This is a genomic window from Flavobacterium tibetense (assembly GCF_003293845.1).
Lineage (GTDB): Bacteria > Bacteroidota > Bacteroidia > Flavobacteriales > Flavobacteriaceae > Flavobacterium > Flavobacterium tibetense.
The window spans coordinates 1-15,742 of sequence record NZ_QLST01000024.1 but is presented as its reverse complement, the minus strand read 5'-3'; the positions used below and the strand labels follow the sequence as shown (position 1 = coordinate 15,742).

The 15,742-nt window shown below is 33.6% G+C and carries 16 protein-coding genes; 12 read left to right on the top strand and 4 right to left on the bottom strand.

Translation table 11 applies throughout. From position 1 onward, the window contains the following. Window positions 1–182: 182 nt before the first annotated feature. The 3 genes from istA to DPN68_RS12745 all read left to right on the top strand — a co-directional run bounded on the left by istA (window position 183) and on the right by DPN68_RS12745 (window position 3,121). Window positions 183–1,730, top strand: coding sequence for an IS21 family transposase (gene istA, locus DPN68_RS12755; protein ID WP_113988360.1), 1,548 nt, complete (start codon window positions 183–185; stop codon window positions 1,728–1,730). Between the two features lie 17 nt (window positions 1,731–1,747). Further along, entirely contained in the window at window positions 1,748–2,485 is a 738-nt protein-coding gene (gene istB, locus DPN68_RS12750; protein ID WP_113988361.1) for an IS21-like element helper ATPase IstB, read from the top strand. 96 nt (window positions 2,486–2,581) lie between these two features. After that, window positions 2,582–3,121, top strand: coding sequence for a hypothetical protein (locus DPN68_RS12745; protein WP_113990024.1), 540 nt, complete (start codon window positions 2,582–2,584; stop codon window positions 3,119–3,121). Window positions 3,122–3,707: 586 nt separating this feature from the next. Here the strand turns inward: DPN68_RS12745 and DPN68_RS12740 are convergent. Then, complete coding sequence (locus DPN68_RS12740) at window positions 3,708–4,574, bottom strand: alpha/beta fold hydrolase (protein WP_113990023.1); 867 nt, start codon at window positions 4,572–4,574, stop codon at window positions 3,708–3,710. A 405-nt stretch (window positions 4,575–4,979) separates the two neighbouring features. Between DPN68_RS12740 and DPN68_RS12735 the strand changes: the two genes are divergently transcribed. The 5 genes from DPN68_RS12735 (at window position 4,980) to DPN68_RS12715 (ending at window position 8,341) form a co-directional block, all read left to right on the top strand. Beyond that, window positions 4,980–5,564, top strand: a complete 585-nt coding sequence (locus DPN68_RS12735) for a DUF4142 domain-containing protein (RefSeq protein WP_113990022.1) — start codon at window positions 4,980–4,982, stop codon at window positions 5,562–5,564. Window positions 5,565–5,590: 26 nt separating this feature from the next. Then, the gene (locus tag DPN68_RS12730; RefSeq protein ID WP_113990021.1) at window positions 5,591–6,049 is read left to right on the top strand and encodes a ferritin-like domain-containing protein; all 459 of its coding nucleotides are present in this window, start codon (window positions 5,591–5,593) and stop codon (window positions 6,047–6,049) included. Between the two features lie 202 nt (window positions 6,050–6,251). Then, on the top strand, window positions 6,252–6,470 hold the full coding sequence (locus DPN68_RS12725) for a hypothetical protein (RefSeq protein WP_113990020.1): 219 nt from the start codon (window positions 6,252–6,254) through the stop codon (window positions 6,468–6,470). A 180-nt stretch (window positions 6,471–6,650) separates the two neighbouring features. Further along, entirely contained in the window at window positions 6,651–7,214 is a 564-nt protein-coding gene (locus DPN68_RS12720) for a hypothetical protein (RefSeq protein WP_113990019.1), read from the top strand. Window positions 7,215–7,315: 101 nt separating this feature from the next. Then, entirely contained in the window at window positions 7,316–8,341 is a 1,026-nt protein-coding gene (locus DPN68_RS12715; protein WP_113990018.1) for a M28 family metallopeptidase, read from the top strand. A 60-nt stretch (window positions 8,342–8,401) separates the two neighbouring features. On the opposite strand, the gene glyA is transcribed toward DPN68_RS12715, so the two are convergent. Continuing rightward, the gene (glyA, locus tag DPN68_RS12710) at window positions 8,402–9,676 is read right to left on the bottom strand and encodes a serine hydroxymethyltransferase (RefSeq protein ID WP_113990017.1); all 1,275 of its coding nucleotides are present in this window, start codon (window positions 9,674–9,676) and stop codon (window positions 8,402–8,404) included. A gap of 109 nt (window positions 9,677–9,785) precedes the next feature. On the opposite strand from glyA, the gene fahA reads away from it, so the two are divergent. After that, window positions 9,786–11,072 (top strand): fumarylacetoacetase, encoded by a 1,287-nt coding sequence (gene fahA, locus DPN68_RS12705; protein ID WP_113990016.1) that lies wholly within the window; start codon window positions 9,786–9,788, stop codon window positions 11,070–11,072. A gap of 38 nt (window positions 11,073–11,110) precedes the next feature. Here fahA and ytxJ read toward each other — a convergent pair whose 3' ends face one another. After that, window positions 11,111–11,497: a bacillithiol system redox-active protein YtxJ gene (ytxJ, locus tag DPN68_RS12700; protein WP_113990015.1), complete on the bottom strand. Its 387-nt coding sequence runs from the start codon at window positions 11,495–11,497 to the stop codon at window positions 11,111–11,113. A gap of 157 nt (window positions 11,498–11,654) precedes the next feature. Here ytxJ and clpB point away from each other — a divergent pair, with 157 nt between their 5' ends. The 3 genes from clpB to DPN68_RS12685 all read left to right on the top strand — a co-directional run bounded on the left by clpB (window position 11,655) and on the right by DPN68_RS12685 (window position 15,565). Further along, window positions 11,655–14,258: an ATP-dependent chaperone ClpB gene (clpB, locus tag DPN68_RS12695; RefSeq protein WP_113990014.1), complete on the top strand. Its 2,604-nt coding sequence runs from the start codon at window positions 11,655–11,657 to the stop codon at window positions 14,256–14,258. A gap of 114 nt (window positions 14,259–14,372) precedes the next feature. Then, window positions 14,373–14,663, top strand: a complete 291-nt coding sequence (locus DPN68_RS12690; protein ID WP_113990013.1) for a 4a-hydroxytetrahydrobiopterin dehydratase — start codon at window positions 14,373–14,375, stop codon at window positions 14,661–14,663. 182 nt (window positions 14,664–14,845) lie between these two features. Beyond that, window positions 14,846–15,565, top strand: a complete 720-nt coding sequence (locus DPN68_RS12685) for a phenylalanine-4-hydroxylase (protein WP_113990012.1) — start codon at window positions 14,846–14,848, stop codon at window positions 15,563–15,565. A gap of 53 nt (window positions 15,566–15,618) precedes the next feature. Here the strand turns inward: DPN68_RS12685 and DPN68_RS12680 are convergent. Further along, window positions 15,619–15,742, bottom strand: a 124-nt coding sequence (locus DPN68_RS12680; protein WP_133256608.1) for a T9SS type B sorting domain-containing protein, incomplete at its 5' end; no start/stop codon positions are given.

The window sequence follows — 15,742 nt, the reverse complement described above, 5'->3', positions numbered from 1 at the left end:
TTGGAAAAAACGGTCAAATTGACCACCACTTTCCAGTCTAAATTGACCACCGATTTCGGTGCAAACTGACCACCTAATTCCAGTCCAAATTGACCACCTAAAATTTAGGATAAATTAGACATTAAAAACAGTTACTTTTTTTCATGTTGTTAGCCCATACATTCGTACAAAAAATACGGATTATGGCAAACAAAGTAACAGACATGAGTAAGATTAGAAAAGTAATTAAATTTCACTGTAGTGGTAAGAGTAAATTGTTTATTAGCATTTACTTATCACTTTCAAGAAATACGGTAAAGAAATATATTTCTTTATTTGAACTTCTAGGCTTAAGTTTTGAAGCTATTGATGCCAAAACAGATGCCGAACTTGAAGTTTTATTTTCACAGAATACTGTTGAAAGCATAGATCCTAGACTACAAAAGCTTCATGATTTTTTTCCACAAATGGAACGCGAACTCAAGAAAGTTGGTGTTACCGTCCAGCACATGTGGGAGCGATATATTGCTATACACCCTGATGGTTTTAAGAGTTCTCAATTTAGACATCACTTTAAAATATGGGGTAAACGCGTTAATCCAGTAATGCACATGAATCACAAAGCAGGTGATAAAATGTATGTGGATTATGCTGGAAAAACACTTTCTATTGTTGATAAAGATACAGGAGAGATTAAAGAAGTTCAGTTTTTTGTTGCCATACTAGGCGCAAGTCAACACACGTATGCAGAAGCTTCAATGAGTCAACAAAAAGAAGATTTTGTGACTTCGGTAGAGAATGCTATGCGTTTTTTTGAAGGTGTTCCTGCGGCAATTGTTCCCGATAATCTAAAGTCAGCCGTAATTAAGAGTAGTCGTTTTGAACCTACAATTAATGAAACCTTAGCCGATTTAGCAGAGCATTACGAAACTACCATATTACCTGCAAGAGCTTACAAACCAAGAGATAAATCATTGGTAGAAGGAGCTGTAAAAATCTTGTATCGAAGAATTTATGTACATCTAAAACAAAAACAGTTCTATAGTTTGGAAGAATTAAATCAACAAATATGGGATTTATTAGATGTTCATAATCACAAAAAGCTCACAGGAAGACCGTATTCTCGCTATGAATTATTTATAGAAGATGAGAAGCAAAAACTACGTCCATTACCTCAAGAACGTTTTGAAATCAAGTACCAATCCTTCGCTACAGTAATGCAGAACGGTCATGCATTATTAAGTCAAGACAAGAGTTATTACAGTGTTCCGTACCAATACGTGAGAAAAAAAGTAAAACTTTTGTATACCAAAACTTCGGTTGAAATCTTCTACAAATACAACCGAATCGCTATTCATCCCAGAAATTACAAACCTTACCATTACACAACTATTGCTGAACATTTAGCTAGCACGCATCAGTTTGTTGCTGATTGGAGTGCTAGTCGTTTTATTGATTGGGCAAACAGTATTGACCAAGCTGTAGCGGATTATATTATCCAAATTATCGAAAGTAGAAATCATCCAGAGCAAGCATATAAAAGTTGTTTAGGAATACTAAACTTTGAGAAGAAAGTAGGAAAACAACGATTAATCAACGCTTGTAAACGTGCACTCGATTTTAGGATTTACAGTTTTAAAGCCATCCAAAACATTTTAGAAAACAACTTAGACAACGCTGAGAATGAGCAAGAAGAAGAATTTGAATTACCAAATCACAACAACATCAGAGGAAAAAACTATTACAAATAAATTAAAATCAAATACTTATGAATGAAATCACCACAACCAAAATGAAACAAATGAAGCTTTATGGCATGCATAACGCTTTTAAAACCGCTATTGAAAGTGGAAAAACAGATCATTACACGCTAGACCAATTTATCGCAATGCTCATTGATGCTGAATGGGATGAAAGACACAATCGTCGCATTGAAAGAAGTATTAAAAACGCTCGATTCCATTACAAATCTAATATTGAAAATATCAATTTTGATGCTTCACGCAATCTGGATAGAAACGTGGTGTTGAGATTAGCTGCATGCGATTTTGTTGAGAAAAATCAGAATGTATTAATCACAGGAAGTACAGGAGTAGGTAAAAGTTTTTTAGGAACCGCATTAGGTTATCAAGCTTGCATCCAAGGATATAAAGTCAGTTATTATAACACATCTAAGTTATTCGCTAAGTTAAAAATGGCTAAAGCCGATGGTTCTTATCTGAGAGAATTAGCCAAAATAGAACGACAAGACGTCATTATATTAGACGATTTTGGACTTCAAGCGTTAGATAGTCAAAACCGAATTACACTTTTGGAAATCATTGAAGATAGACACAATAATGGTTCTATAATCGTAACTTCTCAAATACCAGTACAAGGTTGGTACGATATAATCGGAGAAAAAACCATAGCTGATGCCATTTTAGACCGACTCATACATCAATCCCATCGCATTGAATTACTAGGCGAATCCATGAGAAAGAAAAGAGGAATTAACAAAGAGTAATTTTAGTATATTTGAATCACAAATTAACACAAGAAAAAATGTAGTTTTTAATGAAAAATGGAGGTGGTCATTTTGCTCCGAAATTAGGTGGTCATTTTGAATTGGAATCAGGTGGTCACTTTAAATTGGAATTGGGTGGTCAATATCACTGGAATTTGCACTGTTGCCTTTATCTGTTCGTTTCTTTGTGTGGGTCAAAACCAAGCAGAGGCTTACTTAAAATCGTATGATATACATCAAGAGACTATAAAAGCGCTCACCTTTAAAAGTAAGGAAAGTTTTCAGTCTTTTGTAGCTACTTTTGAAGATAAAAAAGGTTTTGAGCTGCCCAAGTTTCTAATTTATGATAGTAGTGGTAGTTTGCTCAAACACCGGTTAGATGTATTGATAAGTGCTTGTGGTAAAGGTGATGTTCAAAAATTAAAGAAAAGCTATCATAAGAATTTACCGAGCGTAGATCAATTGCAAGTGTTTTTTAATGAGCCTCTACAAAAACCTATGGAATCAAACTTCATTGTTGTTTTTATATGGCATCAAGCTATGGATAAATACAATAAGCACACTTTTGAAACTTATCATACTTGGAAAGAAAATCCGGATCTTTCTATTTACTTTTTGAATTTGAATGTGGAATGAGAGGGAAAGGGAAAGTTCAAGGGCAATTTTTTTCGTTGGGCTCAAAGGGTTGCCTGCTTTGTAGGAGATACTGAAACTAGTTCAGCATGACAGGTTTTACTTCGTAAAGCAAAAGCCTATTGCATAGGGCACTTCGACAAGCTCAGTGTGACAAAACAAGTTCAAGTTCAAGGGCAAAAATCAAGGACATGTTGTTTTCGCTGGGCTCAAAGGGTTGCCTACGTTGTAGGAGATACTGAAACTAGTTCAACATGACAAGCTTGTACTTCGTAAAGCGGATGCCTACGTTGTAGGAGATTCCTATTCTGCGGAATGACAGCTTTTACTTCGTGAAGCGATTGCCTACGCTTTAGGATATTCGTTATTTACAAAGTCAAAAAAAGAAATCAAATCATTGAAAAGGTTTTGTCTCAATTCCAAAATAAAACAAACTATATGCTTTTACATATAATTTACTGTTTTTGATTAAAATCGTTGTAAAAGCATATAATCATAATCACTAAAGAGTTTTTACAGTAACATGAATGTCTCTTTCGACGCAAAAAGCCCCTGAATTAGGGGCTTTTTGAATTTTCAACTCTCTAAATTAGACCATTCTTTTAATTCCATTAATTTTTTCATAATTAAGATCTTCAGTTAAAGCTATTAAAAAATCAAGTAGCTGTTTATTGAATTCGTGGGGTTGTTCCAAGTTAGAAACATGACCTGCATTATCAATTACCTGTAATTTAGACCCCTTAATAGCCGTATTCATGAATTCAGATTGAGCAAGAGGTGTCACTTCATCTGCTCTACCGCAAATAATTAATGTTGGAATAGTTATTTCACTTAGATTGGAACATGTTTCTGATCGTTCCGCAAGTGCAATCAATCCTTGTTTAATAATCTGTTTCGAATTAGAAAAAACTACATTTCTCAATTGTTCAACCAATTCCTTTTTGTTAGTTAATGAATCTTGATGAAAAACACTTTTAATGAATCCTTCGTTGAAATTGGTTACACCATCACTTGCTATTTCTTCAATAATTTTATACCGCTTTTCTTTCACTTCAGGAGTATCAGCAATACATTGTGTATCACACAAAATCAATGCTTCAAAGCGATCTGGAAATTTCTGCATGGCATTTAAAGCTATAAATCCTCCCATAGATAATCCACAAATAATTGCTTTTTCAATACTTAACTTGTCCATAAACTGTATTAAATCTTCAGCAAACAAATCAATACTTAAGGCTGATTCCTCATCTGTTGATTTTCCAAAACCTCTGATATCACAAGGAATTAATCGATAAGAAGATTTTAAAAATTCGAGCTGACCTTGCCACATCGTCTTATCGAAAGGATAGCCGTGTAAAAAGATAATTGGAATGGTACCTTCTCCAATATCATCATACGATAAATTAAAGTTATTTAAAGACATGGTTAAATTATAACCTTTAGTTTCTGTTTCCATACTATTTTTATTTTAATTCGTTCTTCTTTAATTATTTTTTTAAAAACTCGTCAATGGGTATTTACAAAAAATCCATGATTGGAAATTCATAAAACAGTGTTGTGCTGATTTCCCATTTCGTTTTATAGCAACTATTCCGTTGCCCTCTACCCTATTCTAAGAAAATATTTGGTGCGATTTTTTTGTCTCGTACCACTATTTAGCTATTGGTAAACTTACTCATTGTAGTAAAAAATTGTATTACATAGTTCTTATTAAGAGTTATATATTTCACATTTTGAACTTCTTACAATTGGAATGTGTGAATCATGCAACATCTTTCGGGTACTTTATAACACCATTCAATCAGACTCATCTCATCTTTGTAAAATAATTTAACTAGTAACCATTTAAATAAAAAACGAGATGATGAATCCTATTAAAAAAACATTGCTTCTTACCACTTTTGCGACTTCTATGTTGTTTGTTGCCTCATGCAAAAACAATCAAGAATCGGAAGATCCTAAAGAGGTTTCCGAAGAGCATAACGATGCGAAATTTAACAACAACGAACAAGAAAGCAACGCACAGTTTCTTGTAGACGCAGCGGAACTAAACATGGAAGGAATTCTATTAGGGCAATTAGCGCAACAGAAAGGTAGCACCGCACACGTTAAGGAGTTAGGGAAAATGATGGAAGATGCTCACACAAAACTACAAATAGATTTGACTTCTCTTGCCAAAAGTAAAATGATAACAATTCCAAGCACACCAACAGACGATGGCAAGGATGCTTATACTAAATTAAATGAAAAATCAGGAAAAGATTTTGACAAAGCATATGCCGATTTAATGGTAAATAAACACAAAGATGCTATTCAAGATTTTGAAGCAGCAGCAACTGAAACTAAGGATACTGAAATTAAGAACTGGGCAACAACAACACTGACAGAATTACGCAAACATCTTGATCACTCAATTGATTGTCAAAAGAAATGCGAGAAAATGTAATTGAAATTAATCCATAAAAAAACAATATGAAAAACGAAGAAACTATTGAAGTGTTCAATTCACTTATCACTATCAATAACGACAGAATAGAAGGCTACGAAACAGCAACAAAAGAAACCGAGGAATTTGATTTAAAAGCTTTGTTTTCCCAATTTATTTCAACCAGCCAAAAATGTAACTTAGAATTAGTTAAAGAAGTAAACTTTTTAGGTGGTAAACCAGCAGAAGGAACTACAATCTCAGGAAAGTTCTTTAGAATATGGATGGATGTAAAAGCAGCACTCAGTGGCAAAGATCGTAAAACCATTTTAGACTCTTGTGAATATGGAGAGAATAACGCTATAAACACTTATGAAAATGCGTTAGAGAATGAATCAGAACATTTAAGTCCAGAACAGTATTATATGATTAGTACTCAAAAGTCATTACTTAAAACCGACTATGATAGTGTAAAAACACTACGTGACTCATTGGGTAATTCATAAATCATTCATTTGAATATGTGAAGTAATAATGCCAGGAGAGGTCGTAACTGATTTGTTTGATTGAGAAACGACAATATATTGTTCTAAGTCTTTTTCAATCTTCTATCGAAGCTAAATGAAAAGGTAAATGAACCTAATATTTTAGCTAACTACTGATTTTTTTCTGGCATTTTATTAAAAATTTAATTTAACTGCAAATAATATGATACTTCAATTAAATCCTTCAATCTTAGTAGAAACTCCATTAGGAACTGGGCAGGCACTTTTTTTAGTCGATTATGGCATGCACCAAAATACCTGTTGGGTTATTGCACTTGTTAAAGACGGAGTTATTAAACATTTTGATTGCAATGATGTAATTTTATCTACCAATTATACTTACGGCTTAAATCTAATGAAGAATAACAATCCAATAATATAAATGATTCTAAATCACTCATTAAACTAATATTGAACCTTTACTGTTAATGAAATCGGATGATCATTTATTAGTTTGATTTAAAGACAACTCATAATTTGCAATAATTCTGTAAAATTAATTTTATTTTTCATCTTATAATTAAAAGGTTTTTATAATTTGGCTTTTTAAAACCCATTTATAATGAAAAAAACTTTTATACTTCTATTGGCTTGTATTAGTCTACTTTCTTGCGATACAAAAACAGAATTCAAATCAATTAAAGTCAATGATTATAGCATCAGTCTTCCCGATTTTTTGTCTGAAGGAAAAGATTTGAATGATGATGCTTCTTTGCAATACCAAAATCTATTTAAAGAATTTTATGTAGTTATAATTGATGAAAGCAAAGAGTCTTTCAAATTAGCTATTGAAATCAATGAATTGGAAGACGTTTACGAATCAAATTTTGAGGGTTATACCGAATTGCTTGTTGGTAATTTAGAAGCAGCGGTGACATTTAAAAACAAGACGGAAACAGAAACCAAAATCAATGGGTTACCTGCAAAAATTTTAGCATTTGAAGGAAATGTTGATGGAATTGATATTTATTATCAAGTGGCCTACATTGATGGAATTACGAACTATTACCAAATCATGACATGGACATTGGCAGATAAAAAAGAAACATATAAGGAAACAATGGATGAAATGTTTCAATCTTTCAAAGTTAGTAATCGAAAAAAAGAAATCAAAAAAGGAAAATAAGTCAAAATCCTAATCAAAAGTTAAAATTACTACCAAAAATAAAGGTTTACCAAAAACTTCTCACTTAATTTTTATATTTGTTGGAACCAATTAATAAACTCATGAAACAAATACTTTTATCAGGCGCTATTGTAGCTTTACTTTTAACAGGTTGCTCTTCCGCAAAAACCGCTCAAAAATCTAATGCAGATGCTGGTACTTATTTAAGCACCATTACTGCTGAAGAATTAAAAACACACTTGTATATAGTAGCAGGTGACGACATGGAAGGACGAGATACAGGAACCGAAGGTCAAAAAAAGGCTGGAAAATACCTAATCGAACAATACAAGAAAAATGGTATTTCACATCCTCCAATTGCAGCTGATTGGTACCAAAAAGTCCCTTCTGAATATATGAAACGCGGTTTTGCACCTAAATTACCAGATTCGGAAAATATTTGGGCATTTATCAAAGGTTCGGAAAAACCAGATGAAATCATTGTTATCTCAGCACATTACGACCACGTAGGAATGAAAAATGGAGAAATTTTTAACGGCGCTGACGATGATGGTTCTGGAACTGTAGCGCTATTGGAAATTGCTCAAGCATTCAAAATTGCCCAACAAAAAGGTCATGGTCCAAAGCGTTCTATTTTATTTTTACACGTAACTGGTGAAGAACACGGTTTACATGGTTCGCGTTATTATTCTGACAACCCATTATATCCTTTGAAAAATACGGTTGCCAATATTAATATTGATATGATTGGTCGTAGAGATACTTTACATCCAAATACCAATAATTATATTTATCCTATTGGTGCTGATCGATTAAGCAGCGAACTTCATGAAATTAATGAAGCCATGAATGCCAAATACACCCAAATGGAATTGGACTACAAATACAACGATAGAAATGATCCAGAAAGAATCTACTACCGTTCTGACCATTATAATTTTGCTAAAAAAGGAATTCCAGCCTTGTTTTATTTCAACGGTGTGCATGAAGATTATCACATGCCAACAGATACTCCAGACAAAATTGAATATGATGCTCTTGCCAAACGAGCTCAATTAGCTTTCGCTGTAGCTTGGGAATTAGCCAATAGAGAAGAAAGAATTAAAGTGGATAGAGACGGAAAATAAAAACACAAAAAAACTCCTAACTAAAATTAGGAGTTTTTTTATTCTATAAAACGTCGTAAATTAAAAAACAAACATCGCTCTTTCGCTCATTAGTTCGTTAACTTCTTCTGCTACTTGTTCTAAAACAGCTTCATCTGTATGATTCATTAACACTTTATCAATTAGAGCTACAACAGTTTCCATATCTTCTTCTACCAAACCACGAGTGGTAATAGCTGGTGTTCCCACACGAATACCTGAAGTCACAAATGGCGACTTATCATCAAATGGAACCATATTTTTATTTACTGTAATTTCAGCTTTAACCAATGCATTTTCTGCTTCTTTACCTGTAATATTTTTATTTCTTAAGTCAATCAACATCATGTGATTATCGGTTCCACCAGAAATTAGATTATAACCTCTAGCTACAAATGCATTAGCCATAGCTTTGGCATTTTTCTGAACTTGTAAAGTGTATTGGAAGAAATTATCTGTAAGTGCTTCACCAAAAGCAACCGCTTTAGCAGCAATAATATGCATTAATGGTCCGCCTTGATTTCCAGGGAAAACTGACATATCCAAAACATGACTCATCATTCTAATTTCACCTTTTGGTGTTTTTAAACCCCATGGATTTTCAAAATCTTTACCCATCAAAATCATTCCGCCTCTTGGCCCTCTCAATGTTTTATGTGTAGTCGTAGTAATGATATGACAATGAGGAATTGGGTCATTTAATAATCCTTTAGCAATTAATCCTGCTGGATGTGAAATGTCTGCTAATAATAAAGCCCCAACACTATCTGCAATTGCTCTAAAACGTTTAAAATCCATATCTCTAGAATAGGCTGAAGCACCCGCAATAATCATTTTAGGTTTTTCAGCTAAAGCAATTTCTTGAATTTTATCATAGTTTAAAACACCCGTTTCTTTATCAACACCATAGAAAACAGGACGATACAATTTACCTGAAAAATTTACAGGAGAACCATGCGTTAAATGTCCACCATGTGATAAATCAAATCCCAAAATAGTATCTCCAGGTTGTAAACATGCTGCAAAAACTGCTGTATTGGCTTGAGAACCAGAATGCGGTTGTACGTTAGCATATTCCGCACCAAACAAAGCTTTTGCTCTATCAATTGCAATTTGCTCTACGATATCCACTACTTCACAACCACCGTAATAACGTTTTCCTGGATAACCTTCTGCATATTTATTGGTTAAACATGACCCAGCTGCTTCCATTACTTGGTCACTAACAAAATTTTCTGAAGCAATTAATTCAATTCCGTGAATTTGTCTGTCTTGTTCGTCAAGAATCAGATCAAAAATTTGTTCGTCGCGTTGCATTTTTTTGATATTTCGTTAAAATTTGGTCAAAATTACGAAAAAGGTTTGTTAAACAAGCTGTAAAGTTTATATTTGATGTGGAATTTTTCAACAAAAAACTAACACTATTATGCCAAATATAGCAAACAATTCAAACAGAAAATCTTGGATTCCTGTTCCTGAAAACAGCGATTTTCCTATTCAAAATATTCCTTTTGGAGTTTTCATCACACGCGAAGATGTAATCACAATTGGAACTAGAATTGGAAATACGGCCATTGACATGGGAGCATTACAACAATTGGGTTACTTCGAAGGAATTGAACTAACCGACGACATGTTCATGCAAGACACTTTGAATGATTTCATTTCAGATGGTCAAAAAACATGGCGTTTAGTAAGAAATCGTTTAGCCGAACTTTTTGATGAAAACAACTCTAAATTAAGAGACAACAAAGAACATTGCGAAATTATTCTTTTTGATATTTCAGAAATTGAAATGTTATTACCTGTTCAAATTGGTGATTATACTGATTTTTATAGTTCCAAAGAACATGCAACTAATGTAGGTAAAATGTTCCGTGATCCAGAAAACGCTTTATTACCGAACTGGCTTCATATTCCAGTAGGATATCATGGAAGAAGTTCAACAATTGTTCCTTCAGGGATTCCTGTTCACAGACCTTACGGACAAACGTTACCTAATGGTGAAACAACTCCAATTTTTGGACCTTCCAAATTGGTAGATTTTGAATTAGAAATGGCTTTTATCACAACCGATGCCAATTTAATGGGAGAGCCTATTCCTGTTGAAGAAGCGGAAGATCATATTTTTGGTATGGTTTTATTCAATGATTGGAGCGCTAGAGACATTCAAAAATGGGAATATGTACCATTAGGTCCATTTTTAGCTAAGAACTTTGCTTCCACTATTTCTCCATGGATTGTTACAATGGATGCGTTAAAACCTTTTAGAACCAAAGGTCCAGAGCAAAATCCAGAACCAATGCCTTATTTAAAACAAAAAGGAGAAAAAGCAATTGATATTAATTTAGAAGTTGCTATCAAACCTGAAAGTAGTGATGAAACTGTAGTTTCTCGTTCCAATTTCAAATACATGTATTGGTCAATGGCGCAACAATTAGCACATCATACCATCAATGGTTGTAGAGTGAATTCAGGCGATATGATGGGAAGTGGTACCATTTCTGGGCCTACAGAAGATTCTTTTGGTTCGATGTTAGAATTAACTTGGGGTGGACAAAAACCATTACCAATGAATGATGGAAGCGAAAGAAAATTTATTCAAGACAATGACACGGTAATTATGCGCGGCTATTGTCAAAATGATAAAGTTCGTATTGGTTTTGGAGAATGTGAAAGCAAATTACTCCCAGCAATAGAATTAAAGTTTTAATAAAGTAAGGCCTTTTCAGATTTGAAAAGGCTTTTTTTTTAAATGTATTTTTTTAACTCTTCTGCTTCTATTCCATCATGTGAATCATGATGCACCACTTTTCCATTCTTTAGTAATAACACTTGAGGCGATTGATGTTGGATACCAAATTTAAAAGCAATTTCATTCGAAATTTCTCTGTAATTCATTAAATCTAAAAAATAGGTAATCACCTTTTCTTGCAATTCAAATTCATTTTCAAAACGCTTCAATGCAAATCTACTAATGCTGCAGCGGGTGCTGTGTTTGAAAATTAAAATTGGCTTTTCATGCGAATTTTCAATAATTTCATCTACTTGCTCTAGGGTTTGCAGTGGAATCCAATCTATTGCATTACCGCTCGAATCCGATTGATTTTCATTAAATAATTTAGAAAAAAAACTCATAATTGACTTGTTTTAAGACATTTTGACATTAAATATTTGAATTTTACTTCCAAAAAAAGTCAATTTGTCGTGATTTTTACATTGGAATACAACTTGTAATCCAATTAACAAATTTACACAACTTTAAAAGAATCAACTGTTAAAAAAAGCAAAAGCTATGAATAGTAATAAATTCACAATCAAATCACAAGAAGCTTTACAGCAAGCACAACAAATTGCGCAAAGTTTTGGACACCAACAACTCGAAAACGAACATATTTTCAAAGGAATTTTGGAAGTAGATGAAAACGTAACGCCTTTCATTTTGAAAAAACTAAACGTAAATGTGGAACTTTTCAAAAAAGTGTTAGACAGTACGATTCAGAGTTTTCCAAAAGTTTCTGGTGGAGACCTTATGTTTTCTCGTACTGCTGGAACAACAATAACCGAAGCTGAAATCATTGCAAAGAAAATGAACGATGAATATGTTTCCATCGAACATTTGATTTTAGCCATTTTCAAATCGAAAAGTAAAGTCGCACAAATTCTAAAAGATCAAGGCGTTACTGAAAAAGGTTTAGAAGCAGCGATTGCAGAAATTAGAAAAGGCGAACGAGTAACTTCAGCATCTGCAGAAGAAACCTACAATTCACTAAATAAATACGCTAAAAACCTGAATGATTTAGCTAGAAACGGAAAATTAGACCCAGTTATTGGTAGAGATGAAGAAATTCGCAGAGTGTTACAAATTCTAACACGTAGAACGAAAAACAACCCGATGTTAATTGGAGAACCTGGTGTTGGTAAAACTGCCATCGCTGAAGGTTTAGCACACCGAATTGTTGACGGAGACATTCCTGAAAATCTAAAAGATAAAATTGTTTACTCATTAGATATGGGAGCCTTAATCGCTGGAGCCAAATACAAAGGAGAATTTGAAGAGCGTTTGAAAGCCGTAGTAAAAGAAGTAACTTCTGCTGAAGGTGATATCGTGCTTTTCATTGACGAAATTCACACGTTGGTTGGTGCTGGCGGTGGCGAAGGCGCTATGGATGCTGCAAATATCTTAAAACCAGCTTTGGCTCGTGGGGAATTACGTGCTATTGGAGCAACTACTTTGGACGAATACCAAAAATATTTCGAAAAAGACAAAGCTTTAGAAAGACGTTTTCAAAAAGTAAACATTGACGAACCCGATACAGAAAGTGCCATTTCGATTTTACGAGGAATCAAAGAGAAATACGAAACACACCACAAAGTGCGTATCAAAGACGATGCAATTATTGCTGCGGTTGAATTGTCACAACGTTACATTACCAATCGTTTTCTTCCAGATAAAGCTATTGACTTGATGGACGAAGCGGCTTCAAAATTGCGAATGGAAATCAATTCAAAACCTGAAGAATTAGATGTTTTGGATAGAAAAATCATGCAATTGGAAATTGAAATCGAGGCGATTAAAAGGGAGAATGATGAAACCAAATTAAAATCGCTTGGTTTAGATTTGGCCAATTTAAAAGAAGAACGCAACGAAATTTTCACCAAATGGAAATCGGAAAAAGAAGTTGTAGATAATATTCAAGCGGTAAAATTAGAAATTGAAGATTTCAAATTAGAAGCTGAAAGAGCCGAACGCGATGGTGATTATGGTAAAGTTGCTGAAATTCGTTACGGAAAAATTAAAGAAGCGCAAGAACGATTGGATGTTTTACAAATTCAATTAGCAGAAAATCAAGCAGGAAATTCATTGATTAAAGAAGAAGTAACACACGATGATATTGCAGAAGTGGTTGCCAAATGGACCGGAATTCCAGTTACCAAAATGCTTCAAAGTGAAAGAGAAAAATTGCTCAAATTAGAAGATGAATTGCATCACAGAGTAGTTGGACAAGAAGAAGCTATCGAAGCAATAAGTGATGCTGTTAGAAGAAGTCGCGCTGGCTTGCAAGATGCTAAAAAACCTATTGGTTCGTTCTTGTTTTTAGGAACAACTGGTGTTGGTAAAACCGAATTAGCCAAAGCCTTAGCTGAGTATTTATTCGATGATGAAAATGCCATGACGCGAATTGATATGAGTGAATACCAAGAACGTCACGCAGTTAGTAGATTGGTTGGAGCGCCTCCAGGATATGTAGGTTATGACGAAGGCGGTCAATTAACGGAAGCTGTTCGAAGAAAACCGTATTCTGTTGTATTGCTAGACGAAATTGAGAAAGCGCATCCGGATACCTTCAATATTTTGTTGCAAGTATTAGATGAAGGAAGGTTAACGGATAACAAGGGTCGAGTTGCGGATTTTAAAAACACCATTATCATTATGACATCCAATATGGGAAGTCATATTATTCAAGAGAAATTCGAGAACTTAAAAGGTGGAATTGAAGCAGCAACCGAAGCGGCAAAAACAGAAGTTCTTGGTTTATTAAAACAAACCGTTCGACCTGAGTTTATCAACCGAATCGATGAAATTGTAATGTTCACGCCTTTAACAGGTGCTAATATTAAAGAAATTGTTGGTTTACAACTGAAAAATGTGATTAAGATGTTGGCACACCAACACATCACTATGGATGCCACTCCAGAAGCCGTAGCGTATTTAGCAGAAAAAGGATACGATCCACAGTTTGGAGCAAGACCCGTAAAACGTGTGATTCAAAGAGAAGTATTAAACCAACTTTCGAAAGAAATATTAGCAGGAAAAGTGACTACCGATAGTATTATACTTTTGGATAGTTTCGATGGGCAATTGGTTTTCAGAAATCAAAGTGAATTAGTAGAGTAATTAGTTTTTTTAATATTTAGATTTGTTTAGTGAAATCTGTCGTTGTAATTCGTTACTTCGGCAGATTTTTTTATTGGGTTGAAAAACTGTATTTTTGGAATTCAAATACATATCATGAAAAAATTAAATTCACAAGAAATAGCAGTAAAACTTCAAGATTTTCCCAATTGGAATTTCTTAAATAATGGCATTGAAAAACATTTCATTTTTGACAATTTTGTAAAAACTATGAAAGTCATTAACGCTATTGCAGAAGTTGCTGAAGCACAAAATCATCATCCCGAATGGAGTAATGTGTACAACAAAATACATATTCGACTAACCACGCACGATTGCGATGGTGTTTCTGAGAAAGATTTTGAATTAGCAGAAGCGATTGAAAAAATAATTGTAAAACATTTTTAATATTCAAAAAAGTCTTTATACATTCGCACTTTATGAAGAACCAAAACACATATTACTATTACTATTTTAACTCCCACAAGGAATTGAGGTACTAGTTCTATGTAGTAAAATCATATTACAATTTTAGCCCGATTCCTTTTTGGAATCGGGCTTTTTTTATTATTAATTTTAAAAAAACTGTTATGAAACAAGTAATGGAAAATTACAACGAAGAAGATCTAAAAGTATGGAACACTTTGTTTACAAGACAAATCAAAAATCTTGAAGACAAAGCTTGTAAGGAATATTTATTCTATTTAAATGAATTAGCTCCTGTTTTACATGCTGATGCTATTCCCAATTTAAACGAGTTGAGTGATTTACTTTTTGAAAAAGCTGGCTGGAAAATCGAGATTGTTCCTGGATTAATTCCAGTGAAAGATTTTTTTGAACTACTTGCCGAAAGGAAATTCTGTTCCTCCACTTGGCTACGAAAAATGAGCCAATTGGATTATCTAGAAGAACCCGATATGTTTCATGATATTTTTGGTCATATTCCTTTATTATTAGACCCTACATTTGGTGATTTTGCACAAAAACTAGGTGAAATCGGATTAGAGCATCACGATAACGAAACGGTTGTAGTACAATTACAACGACTATACTGGTTTAGTATTGAATTTGGTTTGATAAAAATAAATAATGAGCGAAGAATTTATGGCGCAGGCATTCTATCCTCTTTTCAAGAAACCAATGGAATTTTTGATACCAATACCGAAATTTTCCCTTTTGATTTAGAAGAAATCATTCATTCTGATTTTAATAATATGACGATTCAAACCAAATATTATGAATTGGAATCTTTTGAGGAGTTGTTTGTGTCTTTAAATCATTTTTCTCTTTCAAATCCAATTACTATTTAACAAAAAAAAGCAGAACCTTTTGAGTTCTGCTTTTTTATTTATTTCAATCATTCTTATCGAATCAACGAGAAGTGTGCCTTAAAGACTTTACTCTGTTCATTCTCTAAATACTCTACTGTAAACCAATAGTCTGTTGATGGCAGTTCCGCTCCATTGAATCTTCCATCCCATCCTTGT

Coding starts and splice junctions, on each gene's coding strand:
- istB (WP_113988361.1), top strand. CDS start 1,748: ATGAATGAAATCACCACAACCAAAATGAAACAAATGAAGCTTTATGGC.
- clpB (WP_113990014.1), top strand. CDS start 11,655: ATGAATAGTAATAAATTCACAATCAAATCACAAGAAGCTTTACAGCAA.
- ytxJ (WP_113990015.1), bottom strand. CDS start 11,497: ATGAGTTTTTTTTCTAAATTATTTAATGAAAATCAATCGGATTCGAGC.
- glyA (WP_113990017.1), bottom strand. CDS start 9,676: ATGCAACGCGACGAACAAATTTTTGATCTGATTCTTGACGAACAAGAC.
- DPN68_RS12690 (WP_113990013.1), top strand. CDS start 14,373: ATGAAAAAATTAAATTCACAAGAAATAGCAGTAAAACTTCAAGATTTT.
- DPN68_RS12740 (WP_113990023.1), bottom strand. CDS start 4,574: ATGGAAACAGAAACTAAAGGTTATAATTTAACCATGTCTTTAAATAAC.
- DPN68_RS12715 (WP_113990018.1), top strand. CDS start 7,316: ATGAAACAAATACTTTTATCAGGCGCTATTGTAGCTTTACTTTTAACA.
- fahA (WP_113990016.1), top strand. CDS start 9,786: ATGCCAAATATAGCAAACAATTCAAACAGAAAATCTTGGATTCCTGTT.
- DPN68_RS12685 (WP_113990012.1), top strand. CDS start 14,846: ATGAAACAAGTAATGGAAAATTACAACGAAGAAGATCTAAAAGTATGG.
- istA (WP_113988360.1), top strand. CDS start 183: ATGGCAAACAAAGTAACAGACATGAGTAAGATTAGAAAAGTAATTAAA.
- DPN68_RS12735 (WP_113990022.1), top strand. CDS start 4,980: ATGATGAATCCTATTAAAAAAACATTGCTTCTTACCACTTTTGCGACT.
- DPN68_RS12725 (WP_113990020.1), top strand. CDS start 6,252: ATGATACTTCAATTAAATCCTTCAATCTTAGTAGAAACTCCATTAGGA.
- DPN68_RS12720 (WP_113990019.1), top strand. CDS start 6,651: ATGAAAAAAACTTTTATACTTCTATTGGCTTGTATTAGTCTACTTTCT.
- DPN68_RS12730 (WP_113990021.1), top strand. CDS start 5,591: ATGAAAAACGAAGAAACTATTGAAGTGTTCAATTCACTTATCACTATC.